The organism is Pusillimonas sp. T2, from assembly GCF_002236805.1.
In the GTDB taxonomy this organism is placed as follows: Bacteria; Pseudomonadota; Gammaproteobacteria; order Burkholderiales; family Burkholderiaceae_B; genus Neopusillimonas.
Window position 1 is genome coordinate 208,205 of the sequence record NZ_NIQA01000004.1, and the last position, 21,944, is coordinate 230,148.

Annotated in this window: 17 protein-coding genes and 1 tRNA gene; 9 read left to right on the forward strand and 9 right to left on the reverse strand. The window is 57.0% G+C overall.

Going from position 1 to position 21,944, the window contains the following annotated elements:
• Nucleotides 1-2: 2 nt before the first annotated feature.
• Nucleotides 3-79 (reverse strand) — tRNA-Arg (locus PuT2_RS09155).
• Between the two features lie 298 nt (nucleotides 80-377).
• Between PuT2_RS09155 and PuT2_RS09160 the strand changes: the two genes are divergently transcribed.
• Nucleotides 378-1,505: an alpha-hydroxy acid oxidase gene (locus tag PuT2_RS09160; RefSeq protein ID WP_093970732.1), complete on the forward strand. Its 1,128-nt coding sequence runs from the start codon at nucleotides 378-380 to the stop codon at nucleotides 1,503-1,505.
• Between the two features lie 22 nt (nucleotides 1,506-1,527).
• Here PuT2_RS09160 and PuT2_RS09165 read toward each other — a convergent pair whose 3' ends face one another.
• Nucleotides 1,528-1,815, reverse strand: a complete 288-nt coding sequence (locus tag PuT2_RS09165) for an encapsulin-associated ferritin-like protein (RefSeq protein ID WP_093970733.1) — start codon at nucleotides 1,813-1,815, stop codon at nucleotides 1,528-1,530.
• Nucleotides 1,816-1,908: 93 nt separating this feature from the next.
• Between PuT2_RS09165 and PuT2_RS09170 the strand changes: the two genes are divergently transcribed.
• Both PuT2_RS09170 and PuT2_RS09175 read left to right on the forward strand, forming a co-directional pair.
• Nucleotides 1,909-3,792: an SLC13 family permease gene (locus PuT2_RS09170; RefSeq protein WP_093970734.1), complete on the forward strand. Its 1,884-nt coding sequence runs from the start codon at nucleotides 1,909-1,911 to the stop codon at nucleotides 3,790-3,792.
• A 2-nt stretch (nucleotides 3,793-3,794) separates the two neighbouring features.
• On the forward strand, nucleotides 3,795-5,606 hold the full coding sequence (locus PuT2_RS09175) for a SulP family inorganic anion transporter (protein ID WP_216820811.1): 1,812 nt from the start codon (nucleotides 3,795-3,797) through the stop codon (nucleotides 5,604-5,606).
• A gap of 59 nt (nucleotides 5,607-5,665) precedes the next feature.
• On the opposite strand, the gene PuT2_RS09180 is transcribed toward PuT2_RS09175, so the two are convergent.
• Both PuT2_RS09180 and PuT2_RS09185 read right to left on the reverse strand, forming a co-directional pair.
• On the reverse strand, nucleotides 5,666-6,694 hold the full coding sequence (locus PuT2_RS09180; RefSeq protein WP_093970735.1) for an adenosine deaminase: 1,029 nt from the start codon (nucleotides 6,692-6,694) through the stop codon (nucleotides 5,666-5,668).
• Between the two features lie 41 nt (nucleotides 6,695-6,735).
• On the reverse strand, nucleotides 6,736-7,113 hold the full coding sequence (locus tag PuT2_RS09185) for a DUF423 domain-containing protein (protein ID WP_093970736.1): 378 nt from the start codon (nucleotides 7,111-7,113) through the stop codon (nucleotides 6,736-6,738).
• 24 nt (nucleotides 7,114-7,137) lie between these two features.
• On the opposite strand from PuT2_RS09185, the gene PuT2_RS09190 reads away from it, so the two are divergent.
• The 5 genes from PuT2_RS09190 to PuT2_RS09210 are packed head-to-tail and all read left to right on the forward strand — an operon-like array spanning nucleotide 7,138 to nucleotide 14,135.
• Nucleotides 7,138-9,408, forward strand: a complete 2,271-nt coding sequence (locus PuT2_RS09190) for an ABC transporter substrate-binding protein (protein ID WP_093970737.1) — start codon at nucleotides 7,138-7,140, stop codon at nucleotides 9,406-9,408.
• Nucleotides 9,405-10,382 (forward strand): ABC transporter permease, encoded by a 978-nt coding sequence (locus PuT2_RS09195; protein ID WP_093970738.1) that lies wholly within the window; start codon nucleotides 9,405-9,407, stop codon nucleotides 10,380-10,382. The genes PuT2_RS09190 and PuT2_RS09195 overlap by 4 nt, the downstream gene beginning before the upstream one ends.
• Nucleotides 10,383-10,386: 4 nt before the next feature.
• Nucleotides 10,387-11,844, forward strand: coding sequence for an ABC transporter permease (locus tag PuT2_RS09200; RefSeq protein ID WP_093970739.1), 1,458 nt, complete (start codon nucleotides 10,387-10,389; stop codon nucleotides 11,842-11,844).
• On the forward strand, nucleotides 11,841-13,598 hold the full coding sequence (locus PuT2_RS09205) for an ABC transporter ATP-binding protein (protein ID WP_254046986.1): 1,758 nt from the start codon (nucleotides 11,841-11,843) through the stop codon (nucleotides 13,596-13,598). Before PuT2_RS09200 ends, PuT2_RS09205 begins: the two co-directional genes overlap by 4 nt.
• Before the next feature lie 27 nt (nucleotides 13,599-13,625).
• Nucleotides 13,626-14,135 carry a DUF1178 family protein gene (locus tag PuT2_RS09210; RefSeq protein WP_093970740.1) on the forward strand — a complete coding sequence of 170 codons (510 nt, stop codon included), beginning with the start codon at nucleotides 13,626-13,628 and terminating at the stop codon, nucleotides 14,133-14,135.
• A gap of 46 nt (nucleotides 14,136-14,181) precedes the next feature.
• Here PuT2_RS09210 and efp read toward each other — a convergent pair whose 3' ends face one another.
• The 5 genes from efp to PuT2_RS09235 all read right to left on the reverse strand — a co-directional run bounded on the left by efp (nucleotide 14,182) and on the right by PuT2_RS09235 (nucleotide 20,957).
• Nucleotides 14,182-14,739, reverse strand: a complete 558-nt coding sequence (gene efp, locus PuT2_RS09215; protein ID WP_093970741.1) for an elongation factor P — start codon at nucleotides 14,737-14,739, stop codon at nucleotides 14,182-14,184.
• Nucleotides 14,740-14,822: 83 nt separating this feature from the next.
• On the reverse strand, nucleotides 14,823-15,920 hold the full coding sequence (earP, locus tag PuT2_RS09220) for an elongation factor P maturation arginine rhamnosyltransferase EarP (protein ID WP_093970742.1): 1,098 nt from the start codon (nucleotides 15,918-15,920) through the stop codon (nucleotides 14,823-14,825).
• Between the two features lie 51 nt (nucleotides 15,921-15,971).
• Entirely contained in the window at nucleotides 15,972-17,183 is a 1,212-nt protein-coding gene (locus PuT2_RS09225) for a DUF2863 family protein (protein WP_093970743.1), read from the reverse strand.
• Between the two features lie 102 nt (nucleotides 17,184-17,285).
• Nucleotides 17,286-19,871 carry a bifunctional aconitate hydratase 2/2-methylisocitrate dehydratase gene (gene acnB, locus PuT2_RS09230; RefSeq protein ID WP_093970744.1) on the reverse strand — a complete coding sequence of 862 codons (2,586 nt, stop codon included), beginning with the start codon at nucleotides 19,869-19,871 and terminating at the stop codon, nucleotides 17,286-17,288.
• 99 nt (nucleotides 19,872-19,970) lie between these two features.
• Entirely contained in the window at nucleotides 19,971-20,957 is a 987-nt protein-coding gene (locus PuT2_RS09235) for a malate dehydrogenase (RefSeq protein WP_093970745.1), read from the reverse strand.
• 180 nt (nucleotides 20,958-21,137) lie between these two features.
• Between PuT2_RS09235 and PuT2_RS09240 the strand changes: the two genes are divergently transcribed.
• Nucleotides 21,138-21,905 carry a GntR family transcriptional regulator gene (locus tag PuT2_RS09240; RefSeq protein ID WP_093970746.1) on the forward strand — a complete coding sequence of 256 codons (768 nt, stop codon included), beginning with the start codon at nucleotides 21,138-21,140 and terminating at the stop codon, nucleotides 21,903-21,905.
• Nucleotides 21,906-21,944: the final 39 nt, after the last annotated feature.

A 21,944-nucleotide genomic window follows, 5' to 3' on the forward strand; every position in this document is an offset into this window, starting at 1 on the left:
TATGGCGCGGCTGGCAGGATTCGAACCCACGACCCCTTGGTTCGTAGCCAAGTACTCTATCCAACTGAGCTACAGCCGCTGTAAAGAAGCGAAACTATAACATAACTTTTTTGCGGTGTCATGTAAAAGCCAGAAAAATTTTTTGTTTTTATTTTCCGGCCTGTGTCTTTTGAACACAGAAGTTTCACGAAGGGCGCAACTATAACAAAAAAATCGGCCCTGCGCGCCAGTCCTGCAAAATAATTTGCATCCGCCGCACTCAGACCCCTTCCTTCCTATAATTGCCCCCATCAAATAAACACCCAGTACACAGGCGGCTGCATGTCGCCTTGTGCATCAAGACAATATCGGGGGCCGCCTTGACCAACCTATCCAAAATGACCTGCATCGAAGACCTGCATCGTGCTGCCAAGCGTCGTGTCCCCCGCATGTTTTACGAATACGTTGCTGCTGGGTCCTGGACAGAAAGCACCTTGCACGCCAACGAAGCCGATCTTCAGCGCATCAAGTTTCGCCAGCGCGTGGCCGTGGATATCGAACACCGTAGTATTCGTAGCACCATGCTGGGCCACGACGTGGCTATGCCCGTTGCCATTGCGCCCACTGGGCTGACCGGCATGTTGCATGCCGACGGCGAAATGCTGGCCGCCCGCGCCGCCAATAAATTCGGTATTCCGTTTACGCTGTCCACCATGAGTATCTGCTCTATTGAGGATGTGGCCGAATTTACGCAGGCGCCATTCTGGTTTCAACTGTATGTCATGCGCGACAAAGACTTCATGAAAAGCCTCATTCAGCGCGCGAAGGCAGCCCAATGCTCCGCGTTGGTGGTTACCCTTGACCTCCAAGTCATGGGTCAGCGTCACAACGACATTAAAAACGGCCTGACCGCGCCGCCAAAGCCCACCTTACGCAACCTGCTGAACCTGGCCACTAAACCGCACTGGTGCTTGGGCATGGCGCAAACACAGCGTCGTACCTTCCGTAATATCGTGGGTCATGCCAAAGGTGTTACCGACGTCTCATCGCTGGGTGCCTGGACAGCCGAGCAGTTCGACCCCCGCCTGAACTGGGACGATATCAAGCGCATCAAAGAGCTTTGGGGGGGCAAGCTCGTGCTCAAAGGCGTCATGGAAGTTGAGGATGCCCAAGCTGCAGCCGATGCTGGCGCCGATGCCATCGTCGTATCCAACCATGGTGGTCGTCAGCTGGATGGTGCGCCGTCGCCTATTGAGGTACTGCCTGAAATTGTCAGTGTGGTCGGCAATCAGACTGAGGTCTGGATGGACAGCGGGATAAGGTCGGGTCAAGACGTGTTGCGCGCCATTGCCCTGGGTGCCAAAGGCACCATGATCGGTCGCTCGTTCTTATATGGCCTGGGCGCCGCCGGTGAGGCCGGCGTTACCCGTTGCCTTGAAATTATGGCCAAAGAGCTTGACCTGACCATGGCCTTTTGTGGTCATAACGACATTAACCGCGTCAACGCCGATATTTTGCGGCGTTGAACGCGGTACAGGTTGGTGCCGGTTAGTGGTGGTCCAACTTTTTGTCGGTAAACAGCCAGTCGCGTAATTCTTTGTCAAACACTGGGTCGCGGCGGCGAATCCATTCTAGGGTCATGGCTGCGTGCTCTTTTTCTTCGTCGCGGTTGTGTTCAAGAATCGCTTTGAGTTCAGGGTCTTTACAGGCATCGACGCGCTGGTTGTACCAGTCGACGGCCTCGAGCTCTTCCATGAGCGAAACAATAGCGCGATGCATGTCGCGCGTTTCGTTGCTAAGTTCGGATACGGGTTCGTGATAGCCTTCATTTGACATCTGTAGCTCCTTTATTCGAGCCTTAAAAATAGCACAAACCCAAGGTATAGTGACTTCCATACCCCGGATCCGCCCGGGGCCGAAAGGCGCGCCATGACCCTGGACCAAACCCTGATTCTGTGTATTTTGCTCGTAACCATCGGCTTGTTTCTATGGGGGCGCTGGCGTCACGACATGGTCGCTACTGGCGCGATGCTGGCGTGTGTGTTTACCGGTCTGGTCAATCCATCCGACGCCTTTGCCGGGTTCGGGCATACCGCGGTGGTTACAGTAGCCTGTGTGCTGGTGCTGAGCAGTGCGTTGCAGTCGTCCGGCGCGGTCGATGTCTTGACCACGACTTTGCTGCCTGCCAAAGCAGGCCCCATGCTTAGCATTGCAGCGCTTACGGCATTGGCTGCGTTCTTGTCGGGCTTCATGAACAACGTGGGAGCGCTGGCGTTGCTCATGCCGGTGGCCATTCAGGTTGCGAGCCGTTTGTCGCTAGCGCCGGGGCAAGTGCTCATGCCGCTAGCGTTCGGCTCCATTCTGGGGGGCACCACAACCCTTATCGGTACGCCGCCCAACCTCATTATTTCGGGCTTTCGCGATTCGGCTGGGTTAGGTACTTTTGCCATGTTTGACTTCAGGCCGGTGGGCGTAGGGGTGACCGTGGTCGGGGTCGTGTTTATCGCCTTACTGGGTTGGCGTTTGGTTCCGGTTCGCGAGAAAGCCGGTATCGAGGGTTTCGAAACCGAGGCCTACATGACCGAAGCCCGAGTGCCTGAAGAAAGCAAACTGGCCGGCAAATCCTTGCGCGAGCTCGATACCGAGTTTGACGAGCTGGATGCCCAGATTATCGGGCTGGTGCGCAACGAGGTTCGCATGATGGCGCCTAGCGCCGCACGGGTTGTGCGTGCTAACGATATTCTGGTGATTGAAACTGATGCCGAGCGCCTGGCCGATGTCCTGTCTCGATTCGGGCTGGTGCTTGAAGAGGCTCAGTCCAATCAGGTAGACGATGAGTCGCAGGCCGATGACGCTGACGGTCAGAGCCTTGCAGCCGAGAAGAGGCGTAAAAGTTTGGTTCAAGACAATCCGACCGACCCAGCCGAAGAAGGGTCCGCCGATCGTCCGGAAGAGTTTGTCTTGCAAGAGTTGGCTGTTTTGCCCACTTCCGAACTGGTCAATCGTTCGGCCAGCGACCTGTTGCTGCGCACGCGTTATGGCATTAACCTGCTGGCAGTATCACGTCAGGGGCAGCGGCTTACCACCCGTCTGAGAACCCTGAGGTTGCGTGCTGGTGATCTGCTGTTGTTGCAGGGCCCTTCGGAGGCTTTGGGCGGGTTTGCCGGAGCCATGGGCGCAGTGCCGTTGGCGCAGCGCAATGTGCGTATTCCAGACAAGCGTAATGCTGTCTTGTCCTCCGTCATTATGGGTCTGGCAGTGCTGTCGGCCGCGTCGGGGTGGGTGTCGGCGGCCATCGCCTTTGCAGCCGGGGTTCTGGCGTCTATGGTGTTTCGTACCGTGTCGTTGCGCTCTGTTTACGAGCAGGTCGATTGGCCGGTTATCGTGCTACTGGCCATGTTGCTGCCTGTGGCAGGCGCCATGCAAAGCACCGGGGCGGCCGGCGTAGTCGCCGGTTTTTTGCTTGATCATCTGGCGCGCGGGGATGCCGTGGTGGCGCTTGTCGTTGTATTTGTGACCACCATGCTTCTGACCGACTTAATGAATAACGCCGCAACCGCGGCCGTATTGGCGCCTATTGCGCTAGGTGCGGCGCAGCAGCTAGGTGTCAATCCCGATACTTTTCTGATGGCCGTCGCCATTGGGGCGTCTTGTGCTTTTATGACGCCCATCGGTCACCAGAACAACACCCTTATTCTCGGGCCCAGTGGTTTTCGTTTTGGCGATTACTGGCGGATGGGCCTACCACTGGATATATTAGTCATAGCAACCGCTGTGCCGCTGTTGTTGTGGGTCTGGCCTTTAAAAGGGTAACTATGCAAGATCCGTCGGATCGGCCATCGTCGGCCAGTACACGCGAACCAACGCAGGTCGGTTCGGCTAACGCTGGCCAGCCTGGCTTTGTCGAGCGTGTCATGCCCGGGCTGCATGCGCTTTTGCATTACAACCGGGCCTGGCTTAAAAGCGATATTGTCGCCGGCTTGGTGCTGGTGACTATTCTGGTACCGGTGGGTATTGCTTATTCGGCGGCGGCAGGTTTGCCCGGCGTTTACGGTTTGTATGCCACCATAATCCCGCTGTTTGTCTACGCCTTGTTTGGGCCGAGTCGTATTCTGGTGCTGGGACCCGATTCTGCGCTGGCTGCAGTAATTTTTGCCGTGGTTGTCCCGTTGTCTGGCGGCGATCCTGCCAAGGCCGTGGCATTGGCAGGGGCTATGGCTATCGCCGCGGGTGTCACCTCGTTGCTTGCCGGCTTCATCAAACTGGGGTTCGTGACCGATCTGTTGTCCAAACCCATACGCTATGGCTACATGAACGGCATTGCGATTGTGGTCATGGTCAGCCAGGCGCCCACGTTGTTCGGCTTCACTGTCGATGCCGACAATATCATCGGCAAGTTTATCGGCTTTGTCGCAGGGGTGGCTCAGGGTAAAACGCATTGGCCTACGCTGGCCATTGGGGCTGGGGCGTTGGCGCTCATTGCCCTGTTGCGTCGCAACTTGCGTATTTCAGGCATTTTGGTGGCTGTATTGGCCGCTATGCTAACGGTCGGTTTATTCGATCTCGACCAGCACGGTATCGCCGTATTGGGGGCATTACCCCAAGGTTTCCCTGCGTTCACTGTGCCGCTTATTCCTTTGACCGATCTTTTTCAGGTGGCCATCGGGGGCGCCGTTGCTGCTGTGCTGGCCTTTTCGGAAACCAGCGTGCTGTCGCGCACGTACGCCATGAAAACCGGTGACCCGGTTAACCCGGATAAAGAAATGATTGGTCTTGGGGCGGCCAATTTGGTCACTGGCTTTTTTCAGGGTTTTCCGGTTAGCAGTAGCGCATCGCGCACGCCGGTTGCCGATGCCGCCGGCGCCAAAACCCAACTGGCTTGCGTTGTGGGTGCGTTTGTCGTTTTGCTGCTGATTGTTTATGGGCCCAATCTGCTGAAGACCTTGCCTGATGCCGTGTTGGCCGCTGTGGTGATTGCATCCATGGTCGGGTTGATGGATTTGAAAAGTCTGGTTCGTATCTATCGTATGCGTCCGGCCGAGTTCTGGCTTTCGGTAGGGTGCTCGGCAGGTGTAATTGTGCTGGGTACCATTGAAGGTATCGGGTTGGCTGTGGTTATCGCGTTGGTGGCTTTTGTATGGGAAAGCTGGCGGCCTTATTCGGCCATTTTGTCGCGTGTAGATGGTCTGAAGGGCTATCACGACATTAGCCGGTACCCGCAAGGACGCCGAATTCCCGGTCTGGTCTTGTTCCGTTGGGACGCGCCTTTGTTTTTTGCCAATGCCGAACTGTTTTCTATGCGGGTGCTCGATGCGATTGAGTCCTCACCTACGCCTACACGTTGGCTGATCGTGGCGGCCGAACCAGTGACCAGTGTCGATGTGACGGCTGCCGATGTATTGTCTGAACTTAAAGAAAGGTTGGACGCACGAGGCATCGTGCTGGCGTTTGCCGAAATGAAAGACCCGGTGAAAGATGACCTGAAAGCCTTAGGGTTGTTTTCCAGGTTCGAAAAAGATCATTTTTTTCCGACCTTGGGGCAGGCGGTGAACGGGTATCTTGAAGAAAACGGTGTGTCCTGGACAGACTGGGATGAAGACCGTCCTGCAGGTGAGGGGCCGGTTTAAGTTAGGCGCCATGCACCGGCAGGGGGGCGTATGCCCCCCTTGTCCGGCGTACGCTCTTGTTATTGCGCCATGGCCCGGATACGGGCACGCAGGGCCGCTTTGCGGCCGATAGGCAAGAAAGACGCCACAATACTGTTGTCGGCCAGTTGCGCTAATTCGCTGCGCGACAGTTTCAAGGATTTTGCGACCGCACGGTAGTTGTCGGCCACATAGCCGCCAAAGTAGGCAGGGTCGTCGGCATTGATCGTGACCAGTACGCCTTGACGCAAAAAACGCGCCAGATTGTGCTCGGCCATGTCGTCGACCACGCATAACTTCAGGTTCGACAGCGGGCACACCGTAAGCGGTATTTGCTCGTCAATTAAGCGCTGCATGAGTACCGGGTCTTCTTCGCTGCGCACGCCATGGTCAATGCGCTGGACGTGCAACAAGTCGAGTGCGTCGGATACATACTGCGCGGGGCCTTCTTCGCCGGCATGAGCAACCAGCTGGAAGCCCAGATCTTTGCAGCGCTGGAAAACACGTGCGAATTTTTCAGGCGGATTGCCCACTTCGGCAGAGTCCAGACCAATAGCGACCCAGACGTCGTCGTAGGCTTGGCGCAGGGGCAAAGCGGCCTCGAGTGTTTCGAAGGCCGACGCTTCAGACAGATGTCGCAGAAAGCTCATGATCAGGTAGCCGCTCAGCCCCGTGTCGCGCTGCATATCGCGTACTGCGTTGGCAATACCGGCAAAGACAGTTTCTATTGCGATGCCGCGTTCGGTATGAGTCTGCGGGTCGAACATGATTTCGGCATGACAGACGCCGTCGGCGTGGGCGCGTTTCAAGTACGCCATCGTCATGTCGTAAAAGTCTTGCTCGGTGATCAGAACGCTGGCACCGGCGTAATACAGGTCAAGAAACGATTGCAGGTCGGTAAAGGCATAAGCGTCCCGCAGTGACTGAACCGAGTCATAGGGCAGCGAAACGTTGTTGCGCTGGGCCAGTTCGAAGATCAGTTCGGGCTCAAGCGTGCCTTCGATGTGCAGGTGCAGCTCTGCCTTGGGCAGGGCTACGATGTAATCGTCGAGGTCGGCGTGAGGAATCATGTGTTTTCTCTGTTGTTATCGCGTTCTAAAAAATCGGGCGCTTAGCGGCGAAAGCGCCACGCTGCCATGGCAACCATAACCCATGCAGCAATAAATGCAACGCCACCAATAGGCGTAACCGCACCAAGCGTTCGGATGCCGGTCAGCGCCAGTATATAAAGGCTGCCGCTAAAAATAATGACGCCGGCAAACATGACCAGGCCGGCGGCCAGCAACAGTTTTGATGCAAAGTGGGGGGCAAGGGCGGCAACGCCCAACATACCCAGCCCATGTATCATTTGATACAGTACGGCTGTTTGCCATACCGCCAGCATGTCGGCAGATAGCCAGGCTTTTAGGCCATGCGCACCAAACGCGCCTGCGCCCACGCCAGTCATCAGGCAAAGGGCGGCCAATAAAACAAGGTGACGGTCACTCATGGTTTCTCTCCTGCAATTGTCGTTATGTTAACCGCGAGGCGTGCTTCGCGCAGGCAGGCTCCGCCTGCATTGTCGGTCGCTCGTGCCCTGGTGCGGTTGCCTAAAAAGCTGACGCGCGCCGTTTTGTGGGTTGGCCTGCTTGCTCTTACCGCCTGCTCACCGCAGCCGGTCAATAGTCCATATCCCGAACAGCAACTTTCTGAAAACGTTTTGTATACGGCGTTTTCCCAGCGTTCGCCTAAGTATCTCGACCCGGCAAGCTCTTACTCGACCGACGAAACGCCGTTTACCTATTCGATTTACGAGCCCTTGTATGGCTATCACTACCTAAAACGGCCCTACGAACTGATACCGCGTACGGCAGTCGATATTGCCACCCCGCAGTACTTCGACGCTAATGATCAGCCGCTGCCTCCCGACGCCCCAGGCGAGGCTATTGCCTACAGCGTGTACAACATCAGTCTGCAGTCGGGCATTAGGTTTCAGCCGCACCCTGCGTTTGCGCGTGATACCGACGGCAGCTACCTTTATTGGCCATTGTCTGCAGACGGTCTGAAAGACCGCTACGCCGTTACCGACTTCGAAGTAACAGCAACGCGTGAACTGACGGCGCATGACTACGTGTACGCGATTCGGCGCTTGGCCAGCCCGCGCGTGGTCTCGCCGGCTTTTGGCGTGTTGTCGTCTCATATAGTGGGGCTTACCGATTACGCGGCTCGGTTGAAACAGGCAGATGCTGCCTTGAAGGCCGAGCAGGGTGACGGCGCCTGGCTTGATTTGCGTGCTCATGGGTTTGACGGTGTTAAGGCGCTTGATGACCGCACGCTGCAAATTCGGGTCAAGGGCAAGTATCCGCAATTTAAATATTGGCTGGCCATGACGTTTACGGCGCCGGTACCCTGGGAAGCCGATCGGTTCTATCACCAGCCAGGCATGGCGCAACATAATTTGTCCTTGAACACCTGGCCGGTCGGTACCGGTCCTTATATGTTGGTTGAGTCCATTCAAAATCGTCGGCACGTCATGGCGCGTAACCCCAATTTCAGGGGTGAGCCCTACCCGTGCGAAGGTACGCCAAAAGATCAAAAAGCCGGCTTGCTGGCCGACTGCGGTCAAATGACGCCGTTTATCGATCGCATCGAGTTCTCGCTCGAAAAAGAAAGCGTTCCGCTGATGGGTAAGTTTTTGCAAGGCTATTACGACATTCCCGAGGCTGACGGCGGCAACTACGGCGTGGCCATGCGGGTGGCGGCCAGCGATTCGGCAGAGAAGGCTGCGCTTTATGCCGATCACGGGTTGCAGTTGTTGGCCTCAACCGAGGCGCAAATTACGTATCTTGGTTTTAACTGGCTGGATCCGGTGGTGGGGCAGGGCGATACCCCCGAACAGCAAGAAAAGAACCGAAAGCTGAGGCAGGCCATCAGCATCGCGTTTGACTGGGAACAATTCATCTCTATTTTTCTGAACGACCAGGGTGAGGTTGCCTATGGCCCAGTGCCGCCTGGCATCGCCGGTTATGAAGGTTTGCCTCAGGGGCTGAACCGCCAGGTTTATCGCTGGGAAGACGGGCGTGCTGTTCGCCGCAGTCTTGACGAGGCGCGTCGGTTACTGGCCGAGGCCGGCTACCCCGATGGCCGACATGTCGATACGGGCGAACCGCTGGTGTTGTATTTCGATTCGTCCGCGGGGATGGGCTCCAATGCCACCCTCGACTGGATGCGCCGTCAACTTAAGGCGCTGAACATCGAGCTGGAAATTCGGGCTACCGATTACAACCGCTTTCAAGACAAAATGAGGCAAGGTACGGCGCAGATGTTCATGTGGGGATGGGTGGCCGATTACCCTGATGCCGAGAACTTTCTGTTTTTGCTCTACGGGGGCAACGCCAAGGCAAAAACTGGCGGAGAAAACGCCTCAAACTACCAAAACCCACGCTACGACGCACTTTTTCGGCAAATGCGGTTTCTTGACGACGGCCCTGAGAAAGATCGTCTGGTACAAGAAATGATCAAAATAGCCCAAGAGGACATGCCCTGGATGTTTGGCTTTTATCCGATGTCGGGCGGGGCTTATCAGGCCTGGGTGGCCAACGCCAAGCCCACGCAAATGGTACGTAACACCCTGCAGTACCTGAAGCTTGACCCGCATACGCGCGCCGATCGCGTTGCGCAATGGAACCGGCCGGTGTGGTGGCCGCTTTGGTTGGGTTTGTTGGTGCTGGCCCTGGGGGTTTGGCCAGCTTGGCGCGTGCTTAAGCGTCGCGAGCAGGCGACTGCCCTCGGAGACCCAAAATGACTGCATATATTATCCGGCGTCTGCTTTACGGCGTGGCTGTTTTAATTGGCGTCAACCTGCTGACTTTTGTGTTGTTTTTTGCTGTGAATACGCCTGACGATATGGCGCGGCTGGCCATTGGCGGGCAGCGCGTCAGCGCCGACGCTGTTGAAAAATGGAAAGTCGATCGCGGTTACGACAAGCCGCTGTTTTACAACCCCGCCGCGGCCGGCATCGATAAGGTGACCGATACGATTTTCTATGAAAGGTCGGTACCGCTGCTTCGGTTCGATTTCGGGTTTTCGGATGCGGGTCGCGACATAGGCTACGAGATCAAGCAGCGGATGGGGCCGAGTCTTGCTCTGGCGCTGCCCAGTTTTTTTCTAGGGCTGATCGCCAGTGTCGCCTTTGCGCTGTTGCTGGTGTTTTTCAGGGCAACCCGATTCGATTTTGCGGGCGTGGTGCTGTGCGTCGTCATGTTGTCCATTTCGGGGCTCTTCTACATCATTGCCGGGCAATGGCTGTTTGCCAAAGTACTGCGTTGGGTACCTTATTCAGGCTATCTCGATGGCCTCGAAAGTTTGCGGTTTCTGGTGTTGCCGGTGTTGGTGGCGGTTCTTTCTGGCCTGGGCAGCGAGGCCCGTTTTTATCGCACGCTCTTCCTCGAGGAAATCGGCAAGGACTACGTCCGCACGGCGCGCGCCAAGGGGTTGTCCGAACGCATCGTGCTGTTTCGCCATGTGTTGCGTAATGCCTCCCTGCCCATCCTGACGGGGACGGTGTCTGCTATTCCGCTGTTGTTCATGGGTAGTCTTATTGCCGAATCTTTTTTCGGTATTCCGGGCTTGGGTAGCTACACCATAGACGCCATCAACGCGCAAGACTTTTCAATTGTGCGCGCCATGGTTTTCCTGGGGTCAGCCCTTTATATTGCAGGGCTGTTGCTGGCCGACATTTCTTATACCCTGGTCGATCCCCGGGTTCGATTCGAGTAACGCCATGCCGGAATTCGTTTTTCTGTTCACCGATGTTTTTATCGTGCTGTTGTTTGCGGCAATGCTGGCCTACGGCTTTCATGTGCGGCGCAGTGCCGCATTGCGTGCGGCCTGGCGTAACGTGGGGCAGTCTTCAGCAGCTATGTGTGCGGCCGTCGTGCTCTTTTGTTTTGCCTTGGTGGCGTTGCTTGACTCCATTCATTACCGTCCGGTGCTGCCCGCCGAACCCGGCCAGCCCGATCAAGCCGTTGTCTATTCACCGGTCGTTCGGTCGGCGCTCGACGACCTGTTGTCGTATACGCAAATGGCGCAGCCCGAAAAGACTTATTCTGCGCCGCTTGCTATACGGCAATTTACCAAAGAGACTCAGTTGCTTGACGGTCAACCCGTGCGTGACTTTCCGCGCCTGGTTCATGCGGGTCTGTCGCTGTCGTCAGATTCGGGGCATACAGCCGATGTGCTGCAACGCAGTTTGCTTGGGGTTGGCGTAGGCCTGTGCCTTGCGTTGGGGCTGGCGGGGTTGCTGACGCTTGTCGCGTTGCGTGGCGGGCGTCATGCCAGGCAAGCATTTGATTACTGGTGGCAAGGGCAGACGCAATTGCCGTGGCGAGCGATGTGGATCATGACGGCCATACTGCTAATGCTGTGTGGTTTGGTTGTGTCTCTAAGCCTTGACTACCATGTGTTGGGCACCGATCGTACGGGCAACGACGTTTTGCGTCAGGCGCTCAAAAGCATTCGGACGGCGCTGGTTATCGGTACATTGACGACGCTGTCCATGTTGCCGCCGGCCTTGGTGTTTGGCCTTTCGGCAGGGTATTTCAAGGGGCGTGTCGACGACGTCATCCAGTACATTTACACCACACTGACGTCGATTCCCGGTGTGCTGCTTATTGCTGCCTGCGTGCTGATGATGCAGGTGTATATCGACACCAACCCAGATGCCTTTCCCACGGTAGCGGCGCGGGCCGACTTGCGACTGTTTTTGTTGTGCCTGATTCTTGGGCTCACCGGCTGGGCCGGCTTGTGCCGTTTGCTTCGTGCCGAGGCCCTGAAGTTGCGCGAACTAGAATACGTTCAGGCGGCGCGGGCGTTTGGCGTCAGTCACTGGCGCATCATGTTTCGTCACCTTCTACCCAATGTTATGCATATTGTTCTAATTACGATGGTGCTGCAGTTCTCGGGGTTGGTGCTTTACGAAGCTGTTCTTTCTTATCTGGGTATCGGTGTCGACCCTAGCATGGCGTCGTTCGGTACGATGATCGATGCGTCGCGTCTTGAAATGTCGCGCGACCCAATGATTTGGTGGAATCTGTTGGCCGCCTTTGCGTTTATGCTGGCCTTGGTGCTTGCTGCCAATATTTTTGCCGATGCCGTGCAACAGGCGTTTGACCCGCGTATGCGCCGGTTCAAGCCTGTGCGCAAGTTGAAGGCGTTCGTGAATTCCGGGGGGCGCTCATGATGACAACTGTTCAGTTGGCTCAAGATCCGGCGCTGACGGTTGAAGCGTTGTCGGTGCGTTTGCAGTCCGAAGCCGGGGTTAATGATGCGGTGCGGTCATTAAGTTTGGCCATCGACAAAGGCCAGACCTTTGCCTTAGTGGGCGAGTCCGGTTGCGGAAAAAGCATGACGGCGTTGGCGCTGATGCGTCTGCTACCCGAAGCGGGGCAGGTCATGGGTGGCCGTGTGTGGGTCGGCGAGCAAGAGCTCAACGCCCTGCCCGAGGCGCAGATGCGTCGGGTGCGGGGTGGGCGTTTGGCTATGGTGTTTCAAGAGCCCTCTACCAGCTTGAACCCGGTCATGACTGTTGGGCGGCAAATTCTCGAAACGCTACATACACACACACAATATCGCGGTCATGCAGCCCGTCAACGTGCCGTTTACTGGCTGTCGAAGGTGGGTATCCCAGACCCCGAGCGCCGTATCGATGATTATCCGTTTCAGTTTTCGGGGGGGCAGAAGCAGCGCATCATGATTGCGATTGCCCTGGCGGCCGAGCCCGATGTCTTGATTGCCGACGAACCGACGACTGCGCTTGATGTAACGGTTCAAGGGCAAATTCTACGGCTTCTGGCCGATATCCAGAAAGAAATGGGGCTTGGGATTCTGCTGATCACGCACGACCTGGCCATCGTGAAAAGCGTCGCCGATCATGTCGCCTTGATGCGAGCCGGCGAAATTCTCGAAACCCGCACGGCTGCCGAGTTCTTTGCCGACCCGCGACACCCCTATGCGCGTGCCCTGCTGGCCGCAGTGCCTTCGTTCGCCAAGCGCGGGCACTCACTGGTGCCATCTGTCGACGCAACGACGCTCGTTGCAGGCATCGACGGCAGTGCTTCGACCCCTCACCCGGCGCAGGCTGCCAAAGTCCTGCACACGCCCCAGATTCATCCGGCGTTCAAGTCCGCGCTTGCTTCGGCGCCGGTAGTGCTGTCGGTTCAAAATTTAGGCGTCAGCTATCCGCAGCGCAGCGGTATTTTGAGACGTATTACAGGGCATACGCGTGTTGTCGACGACCTTTCGTTCGAGCTGCGTGCGGGAGAGACGCTGGCCTTGTTGGGTGAGTCGGGCTGCGGCAAGACAACGACGGCCAAGGCGTTATTAAGGCTACTCGACAAGCAGGCCATCATCACCGGCCAGGCGTTGCTTGAGGGCGAATCGTTATTCGATGTCGGGGGCGCGAAGCTCAAGGCTATGCGGCGGCGGCTGCAAATTGTGTTTCAAGACCCCTACGCGTCGCTCGACCCCCGCATGTTGGTGGGCGATATCCTGGAAGAGGGGGTGGCCGCGTTAAGGCCCGACCGTTCGGCGGCCGACCGGCGTGCCCACGTCGGGCAGCTCCTGGAAAGGGTCGGTCTGCCGGCAAACACGGTAAATCGCTATCCACATGAGTTTTCGGGCGGGCAGCGTCAGCGCATTGCCATTGCGCGTGCTTTGGCTGTCGAGCCTGCAGTTTTGGTCTGCGATGAGCCTACCTCGGCCCTCGATGTCTCTGTGCAGGCACAACTTATACAGTTACTGCAAGATTTGCAGGCTGAGTTCAATATGGCCTATCTGTTCATCACCCATAATTTTGGGGTGGTCGAATACTTGTCCGACCGGATCGCGATTATGCAGGGTGGACGCATCGTAGAAATCGGTGAGACGGCGGCGCTGCTCGAGTCGCCCAAACATGCAGAAACGCAACGCTTATTGGCGGCAGTACCCCGTCTTTAAGGCCTGCAGGGCTTATAATGAGGGTCTATGGCACTTAAAGTATTCGACCTTCAATGTGAGCTGGGCCACGTCTTCGAGGGCTGGTTTGGTTCTGATGACAACTACGAGTCACAACAGGCGCGTGGGCTTTTGACATGCCCGGTTTGCAACAGTAAACAGGTTGCCAAAAAACTGACGGCTTCGCGTATTAATCGTGGGCGCTCACGCGTTCAGGCGCCCAACCCGCCTGCCGAGGCTTCTACGGCCGCGTCTGTCGCGCCATCGCACCCGGCCCGCAGCGCCGAGTTGGCCGCGCCGGCTATGTCTCAGTTGGCGGCGTTGCAAGCCGAGGTCATGCACAAGGTGCGCGACATCATTCGCAATACCGAAAACGTCGGTCCTCGTTTTGCCGAAGAGGCCCTGCGGATGCATCATGGCGAGGTCGAAGAGCGTGCCATTCGGGGTACGGCTACTCCCGAAGAGCGTGAAGCGCTGGCCGAAGAGGGGGTAACGGTCTTGCCAGTGCCCGATTACCTCGACGACGATCGCATGCAATAAAAAAACGGGCCTTGGCCCGTTTTTTTATTGCGCTAGCACATGTGCTTTACATCACGCGGCTGCGGTACTCGCCTGTGCGGGTATCGATTTCGATTTTGTCGCCAATGTTGCAAAACAGCGGTACGCTGATTTCTTTACCTGTATTGATCTTGGCTGGCTTAAGCACTTTGCCCGATGTGTCGCCCTTGACGGCCGGTTCGGTGTAAGTGATTTCACGAACAATAATAGTGGGCAATTCAACCGAGATCGCACGGCCTTCGTAGAATACGACCTCAACAGTCATGCCTTCTTCAAGGTAGTCCAGTGCATCGCCCATGCTGTCGGATTCAACTTCGTATTGGTTGTACTCTTCGTCCATGAAGGCGTACATGGGGTCGGCAAAATACGAATAGGTGCATTCTTTTTTCTCGAGCATGACGATTTCGAATTTTTCGTCGGCTTTATAAACCGATTCGCTGCCCGAACCTGACAACAGGTTTTTGAACTTCAGTTTGACAACCGCCGAGTTACGGCCCGATTTATTGTATTCGGCCTTCTGGACAACCAGCGGCTCGCCACTTACCATTACGACGTTACCTACGCGCAGTTCTTGTGCGGTTTTCATTAGAAAAACTCCGGGAAATAGTGTGCTTAAAGCCGGCCTTCCGGGCCAAAAGCGTTAATACAAAGCCCACTATTTTAACGTGTTTAGCAATTTTTCGCGCAAAACGTCGTCAGGTTGGTGGCTAAGTCGGGTTGTTGTGCCAGGCTGTCCGTTCGGCGTGCAGCAGCTGCCACCCAGTCGTTCCATGCCGGGTACTGCAGCACGGCATCCAGGTGTCGTCTTGCGGCAGCGTCTTCTTTTTTGTTCCAGGCCATCATCAATTGCCCGACGGCGTCGGGGTAGCCGCTCTGCGCAAGCCACGCCTGCAGTTTAATCAGGTGTGTGTCGTCTTCCTGTTCGTAAATGTGCCATACCAGTGGTTTGCCCGCCCATAGCGCGCGCACCAAAGAGTCCTCACCCCTGACGAAATTCAGGTCGCTGCTCCACAGCAGACGGTCAAAGCCTGCCTGGTCTACAAATGGGATTTCAACGACACGAACATGGGGCGTGGCCACGTTGATGATGTTTGGGTGCATGCCTTGGGGCACCAGCACCACCCAGGGTGACTGCGTAGCCTCGAGCGCATGGATCAGAGCCGTTGCGGGCGCGCCCGGATAGCCGAACAACAAGGCTTGCCGCCAGCCTGCCTGGAGTCCGGCAATGACATCGGCCGGCACCTGCAGTGCGGCCAATAGTGCGGCGCGCTGACGGGCATCAGCTTGCCAGGCATCACGTTGCGCCAGCAAGTCGCGTTCTCGCAGCAGGCCGCCCGTGTTAGACGTGAACCCTGGATAGAAGAAAAACTTGCGCAGGCCGTTCGATTGCAGTGAGGGCACGGCATGAAAAGATTCGACCCAGGCTTCGGCGCTTAAGTATTCCAGGTTAATCCACAAGCTGCCTTTGGCTTTCATTGCTTCGATAAAAGTTTCGGGCGGGTCGCAGCTGAAGGCTTCGATGACTACGTCACCGGGTTCACGCAGTGGCGCAGGGGTTGTCCAATGAACCACCTTGATGTTGTGTGTCAGCGATTGAACAGGCTGGACGGCAACCGAGGCCTCGATACGCTGGAATCGATGAATATCATCTACCCATAGCGTGACCTGATGCCCGTCGGGTGCATCGGCCAGTTGGCGCGCCAGGCGCCAGCACACACCGATGTCACCGAAGTTGTCGATAACCCGGCAGAAAATATCAAAATGCATGGCAAAGTTGGCGAAGCGCGGTGGCGTGGGGTGCCACCGCCTGGCAAGTGTTCAATGAAAGTGGCGCGGCTCGAGGTCGGTTTCTTCAGGAAGCTCGGGGTGCATCATCTCGCCCAGAGCATTGGGAAAAAACGGCGCGCCGCAGTCTTCGCAAATTTCGGTGGTTGCCAACCCATTGATGAGCTTGATTTCGGTAACGCCTACCTCAGCCAGATGCGCAGCGATTTCGTCAGGGATAGTTGGCGAGCCGTTGTCGATTGCTGCGCCTGCAGCTTCTTCTTTGCTAAGAATAGGCCAGACGCAGCCGTAAATAACTTGCTGGCTGTGACGGGTGGTAAAGCCAACCCGGTATTCTTCGATCATGGATTCGCCGCACCCGACAATAGCTGCCTGTAGTTCGGGGCCCCTGAGATTGGCTGCATTTTGCAGCCATATCACTGCAGCCTTCAGGGCAAGCGGGCGAATACGGCGGTCGGCCTCGCGACTGTTGACGTAATAGGCGTCGGGCTGGACGTAGTCGATGGTGCAAGCGGTGTAGCGCGCCTGAATGACCGGGTTGATGGCCTCTTGCCATTGCTGAAGGCAGTTTGCTCGATGTGTGGCTACGTCGTCGGTGGCGGCTTGCCAGGCAAACACCGCATTGCCCTTAGGGACGGCGACTGCGGCAACGACGAAACGTGCGTCGGCCAGCATGCCGTCGGTGTTGGGCATGGGGCGAACCTCGGGATGAGGCGCTTTGCCCGACAGGGCGGCCTGGCCGAGTTGCTGCGTCCAGCGCGCTGTATCTTGAAAAGTTTGCGGCATTTGCTCGAAGCTGACGATTTCTGGCAGCAGGGCGACGCGGGCACCCTCGGCCAGCACGTTCTCGTGCAAGGCTTTGACCAAGGTGTCGGATTCTTTGGCGGTTAAGGGCGAGGGCACAGGTAACTGGTAACGTGTCCATGCCAGGATAGGTGCCGACAACAGCAAAACATCATACGCGCCATCGGGGCCTTCGAGCTGTACGGATTCAGAACCGGTTTCGGCCATTTCGACCAGGATTTCGTAGGCGGCCATGCGGTCGGGTACCAGTGCCTCGAGCGCAGATTCGATATGCCGATTGGGCTTGCCCTTGAGCATCTTGGAAATCAGCGCGGTAATCTGGTGTTCCCAGAATAAATCTTCGACGCGGCTGCCCGACAGCGCCAGGGCTTCGGCCAAAGACGTGAGACGTCGCGCATCGGCAGGCAGGCGGGTGGAGCCGGATTTTGGTGTAGTTGACATGGTGCAATACAAGATTCAGACGGTGCTAGTGTAACGCGTGCAAGAAGTAAAAATCCCCCGCGCATTGCTGCGCGGGGGACAAGCAGATCGGGCCGGTTAGGGTCAGACCTTGACGGTATCAGCGACTTTCTGGAATTCTTCGATTTGGTCGAAGTTCATGTAGCGATAGATATCGCTGCTGTTTTGTTCCAGAATGCCCATGTCAGCCAGGTACTCTTCTTTGGTCGGGATACGACCCAGACGCGAGCAAATGGCGGCCAGCTCGGCCGAACCCAGGAATACGTTTGAGTTTTTGCCCAAACGGTTCGGGAAGTTACGGGTGCTGGTCGACATAACGGTTGCGCCTTCGCGAACCTGAGCCTGGTTACCCATGCACAGCGAGCAACCGGGCATTTCCATACGGGCACCTGCACTACCCAGTACGCCGTAGTGACCTTCCTCGGTCAGCTGATGCTGATCCATTTTGGTTGGGGGGGCAACCCACAGCTTGACCGGAATGTCGCGCTTGTTTTCCAGCAGCTTGGATGCTGCACGGAAGTGGCCGATGTTGGTCATGCAGCTGCCGATGAACACTTCGTCGATGGTTGTGCCGGAAACATCGGACAGCGTCTTGACGTCGTCGGGGTCGTTCGGGCAAGCCACGATAGGTTCGTGAATATCGGCCAGGTCGATGTCGATGACCGCAGCGTACTCGGCGTCGGCATCGGGTTCGAGCAACTGGGGGTTGGCCAGCCAGGCTTCCATGGCCTTAATGCGGCGGCCGATGGTGCGTTCGTCTTGGTAGCCGTTGGCGATCATCCACTTCAACATGGTGATGTTGCTGTTGATGTACTCGATGATGGGCTCTTTGTTCAGGCGCACGGTACATGCCGCAGCGGAACGCTCTGCTGATGCGTCTGACAGTTCGAAAGCCTGTTCGATTTTAAGGTCGGGCAAGCCTTCGATTTCGAGGATGCGGCCCGAGAAAATGTTTTTCTTGCCCTTTTTCTCGACGGTAAGCAGGCCCTGCTTGATGGCATACAGCGGAATGGCATTGACCAGGTCACGCAAGGTTACGCCAGGCTGCATTTTGCCTTTGAAGCGCACCAGTACCGATTCGGGCATGTCGAGTGGCATGACGCCGGTGGCAGCGGCAAAGGCGACCAGACCGGAGCCTGCGGGGAAGCTGATCCCGATGGGGAAGCGTGTGTGCGAGTCGCCGCCGGTACCGACAGTGTCAGGCAACAGCATGCGGTTCAACCACGAGTGGATGATGCCGTCGCCAGGGCGCAACGAAATGCCGCCGCGGGTGCTGATGAAGTCTGGCAGTTCGTGGTGGGTTTTGACGTCGACAGGCTTGGGGTAGGCCGCTGTGTGGCAGAACGACTGCATGACCAGGTCGGCCGAGAAACCCAGGCAGGCCAGGTCTTTGAGCTCGTCGCGGGTCATCGGGCCAGTGGTGTCCTGGCTACCGACCGATGTCATTTTGGGTTCGCAGTAGGTGCCGGGGCGAATACCTTGGCCGTCAGGCAAGCCACAGGCGCGACCGACCATCTTCTGGGCCAGCGTAAAGCCTTTGCCCGAATCGACAGGGCTGCTGGGCAGACGGAACAGGGTGGAAGCAGGCAAGCCGAGTGCTTCACGGGCTTTGGCTGTCAGGCCGCGACCGATGATAAGGGGGATGCGGCCACCAGCGCGCACTTCGTCAAACAAGACGTCGGACTTCACCTGGAATTCGGCAATGACTTCGCCGTTTTTCAGGGCTTTGCCTTCGTAGGGGCGCAGCTCGACAACGTCACCGGTGTTCATGGCCGAAACGTCGAGCTCGATAGGCAGTGCGCCGGCATCTTCCATAGTGTTGTAGAAGATAGGAGCAATTTTGCTGCCCAGGCAGACGCCGCCAAAACGCTTGTTAGGTACAAACGGGATATCTTGACCGGTGAACCAAAGAACCGAGTTGGTGGCCGACTTGCGCGACGAACCAGTACCCACCACATCGCCAACGTAGGCAATTTGATGACCTTTGTCTTTCAGGCTTTCGAGGAACTTTACCGGGCCTACTTTGCCGGGTTCGTCGGGCTCGATGCCGGGACGCGGGTTCTTGAGCATGGCCAGCGCGTGCAGCGGGATGTCGGGGCGGCTCCAGGCGTCGGGTGCCGGCGACAGATCGTCGGTGTTGGTTTCGCCCGATACCTTGAATACGGTAACAGTCATGCTTTCGGGGACTTCGGGGCGCGCAGTGAACCACTCGGCGTCGGCCCAGCTTTGCATGACTTCTTTGGCGAACGCGTTACCTTTTTCGGCCTTTTCCTGAACATCGTGGAAGGCGTCGAACATCAGCAGCGTGTGCTTGAGTGCGTTGGCAGCAACAGGCGCCAGTGCTGCATTGTCAAGCAGCTCGATGAGCGGGTGGATGTTGTAGCCGCCCAGCATTGTGCCCAGCAGTTCTGTCGCTTTCTCGGGGCTGATGAGTGCGCACTTTTCGGTGCCGAAAGCAACGGCCGCCAGGTACGATGCCTTGACTTTGGCTGCGTCATCGACACCTGCGGGAACGCGATAGGTAATCAGGTTGAGCAGGTAGTCTTCTTCGCCAGCGGGCGGGTTCTTCAGCAGTTCGATCAGGTCGGCGGTTTGTTGAGCCGACAGGGGAAGCGGGGGAATGCCCAGCGCGGCGCGCTCGGCAACGTGTTGGCGGTAAGTATCCAGCATGTGACGTGCCCTTTGTCGAGGGTTGGAGAAAATTCAAAGACAGCCCGGGCGCCGGGTAGGGCGCGAGGGCTGTCGGGAAGTGGTCAGACCCGCAGTTGATTACAGCAGGTCTTTGACGCCGTCGCGCTCTTCGAGCAGTTCGTTAAGTGTGTTGTCCATGCGTTCGCGCGAGAAGCTGTCGATGTCCAGGCCTTGAACGATGGTGTATTCGCCGTTTTGTGTTGTAACGGGGTAGCCGTAAACGATGCCTTCGGGGATGCCGTAGGAACCGTCGGACGGAATGCCCATGGTGACCCATTTGCCGTTCGAACCCAGAACCCAGTCGCGAACGTGGTCGATGGCGGCGTTAGCTGCAGAAGCGGCCGAAGACAGGCCTCGTGCTTCGATGATGGCTGCGCCGCGCTTGCCGACGGTGGGGATGAATGTATCGCGGTTCCAGGCGTCGTCGTTGATGACCTGAGCGAGTTTGTCGCCGTTTGCTGTGGCAAAGCGGATATCGGGGTACATCGTGGGCGAGTGGTTGCCCCAAACGATAAGGTTTTCGATGTCGGCGACTTTTTTGCCCGATTTTGCAGCCAACTGAGACAACGCACGGTTGTGGTCGAGGCGCAGCATGGCGGTAAAGTTTTTGGCGGGCAGGTCGGGGGCCGATTTCATGGCGATGTAAGCGTTGGTGTTGGCGGGGTTGCCTACAACCAAAACTTTAACGTTACGGCTGGCGACGTCGTTAAGCGCCTTGCCTTGCACCTTGAAGATCTCGGCGTTGACTTTGAGCAGGTCTTTGCGCTCCATGCCTGGGCCGCGAGGACGCGAACCAACGAGCAGGGCAACGTCAGCGTCTTTGAAGGCTTCGCGGGGGTCGCTGTGGGCGGTCATGCCTTGCAGCAGGGGGAACGCGCAGTCGTCGAGTTCCATCATGACGCCTTTGAGTGCTTTTTGTGCTTTCTCGTCAGGGATTTCGAGCAACTGCAGGATGACAGGCTGGTCTTTGCCCAACATTTCGCCCGAGGCGATGCGGAACAACAGGGCGTAACCGATTTGACCGGCAGCGCCGGTGACGGCGACACGCATGGCGGGTTTGGACATGAAGGATCTCCGAAAAAGATGAGGGTAAGGACAGATTTTAATAGGTAAAAGATTAGTTGAAATCGTGCGTGTAGTCAAACATCTTATATCTTATATAAGACAGAAGAGTGTTAGACATTCGTCGCGAACCGTGCGAGAATGTCGGGCGTTCTCAGTAAACCGTCCTGACTTTTGTCGACCATGTCCGATCAATCTATAGATACCTCTGCGGTGCCCGAACGTGCCCATGCCGGCGCGGCGTACAGCCCGTTGTATCAACAGATTAAAGGTTTGTTGCTTCAAAGCCTCGATCGGGGTGAATGGAAGCCCGGCGAAGTCATCCCCAGCGAATTCGAGCTCGCGGCACGCTTTAATGTTAGCCAAGGCACCGTGCGCAAGGCAATCGACGAACTCGCAGCCGACAATCTGCTTATTCGGCGTCAGGGTAAGGGCACGTTTGTGGCGACCCACAACGAAGCCAAGGTACGGTTCCGTTTTTTACGTCTTACGCCCGACGACGGCCAGCCCTCGGCGTCAAACAGTCAACTTATCGACTGCCGCCGGGTCAAGGCGCCCGCCGATGTCGCGCGTCTTCTCGATCTGGCGTCATCCGAAAGTGCAGTCAATGTCCGGCGCATGTTGTCTTTCGATGACGAACCCACCATCCTCGACGACATCTGGTTGCCCGGCTCGGTGTTCAAAGGGCTTACCACCGAGTCCCTGACCCGCTATCGGGGGCCGTTGTACGCCTTTTTCGAGTCCGAGTACGGGGTCAGCATGGTTAGGGCCGAAGAAAAAATCAAGGCGGTGGCCGCCACCGCAGCTCAGGCTGAGCTGTTGCAGGTGGCCCCCGAAAGTCCGCTCTTGCAGGTCGAGCGGGTGTCGTTTACGTATGGCGATCGCCCCATGGAGTTGCGTCGCGGGCTATACGTTACAAACCGGTTCCATTACCGGAACTCACTGAACTAGGTTTTTTTCAACCGATTTGATCCGCCTTGCGGAAATCGG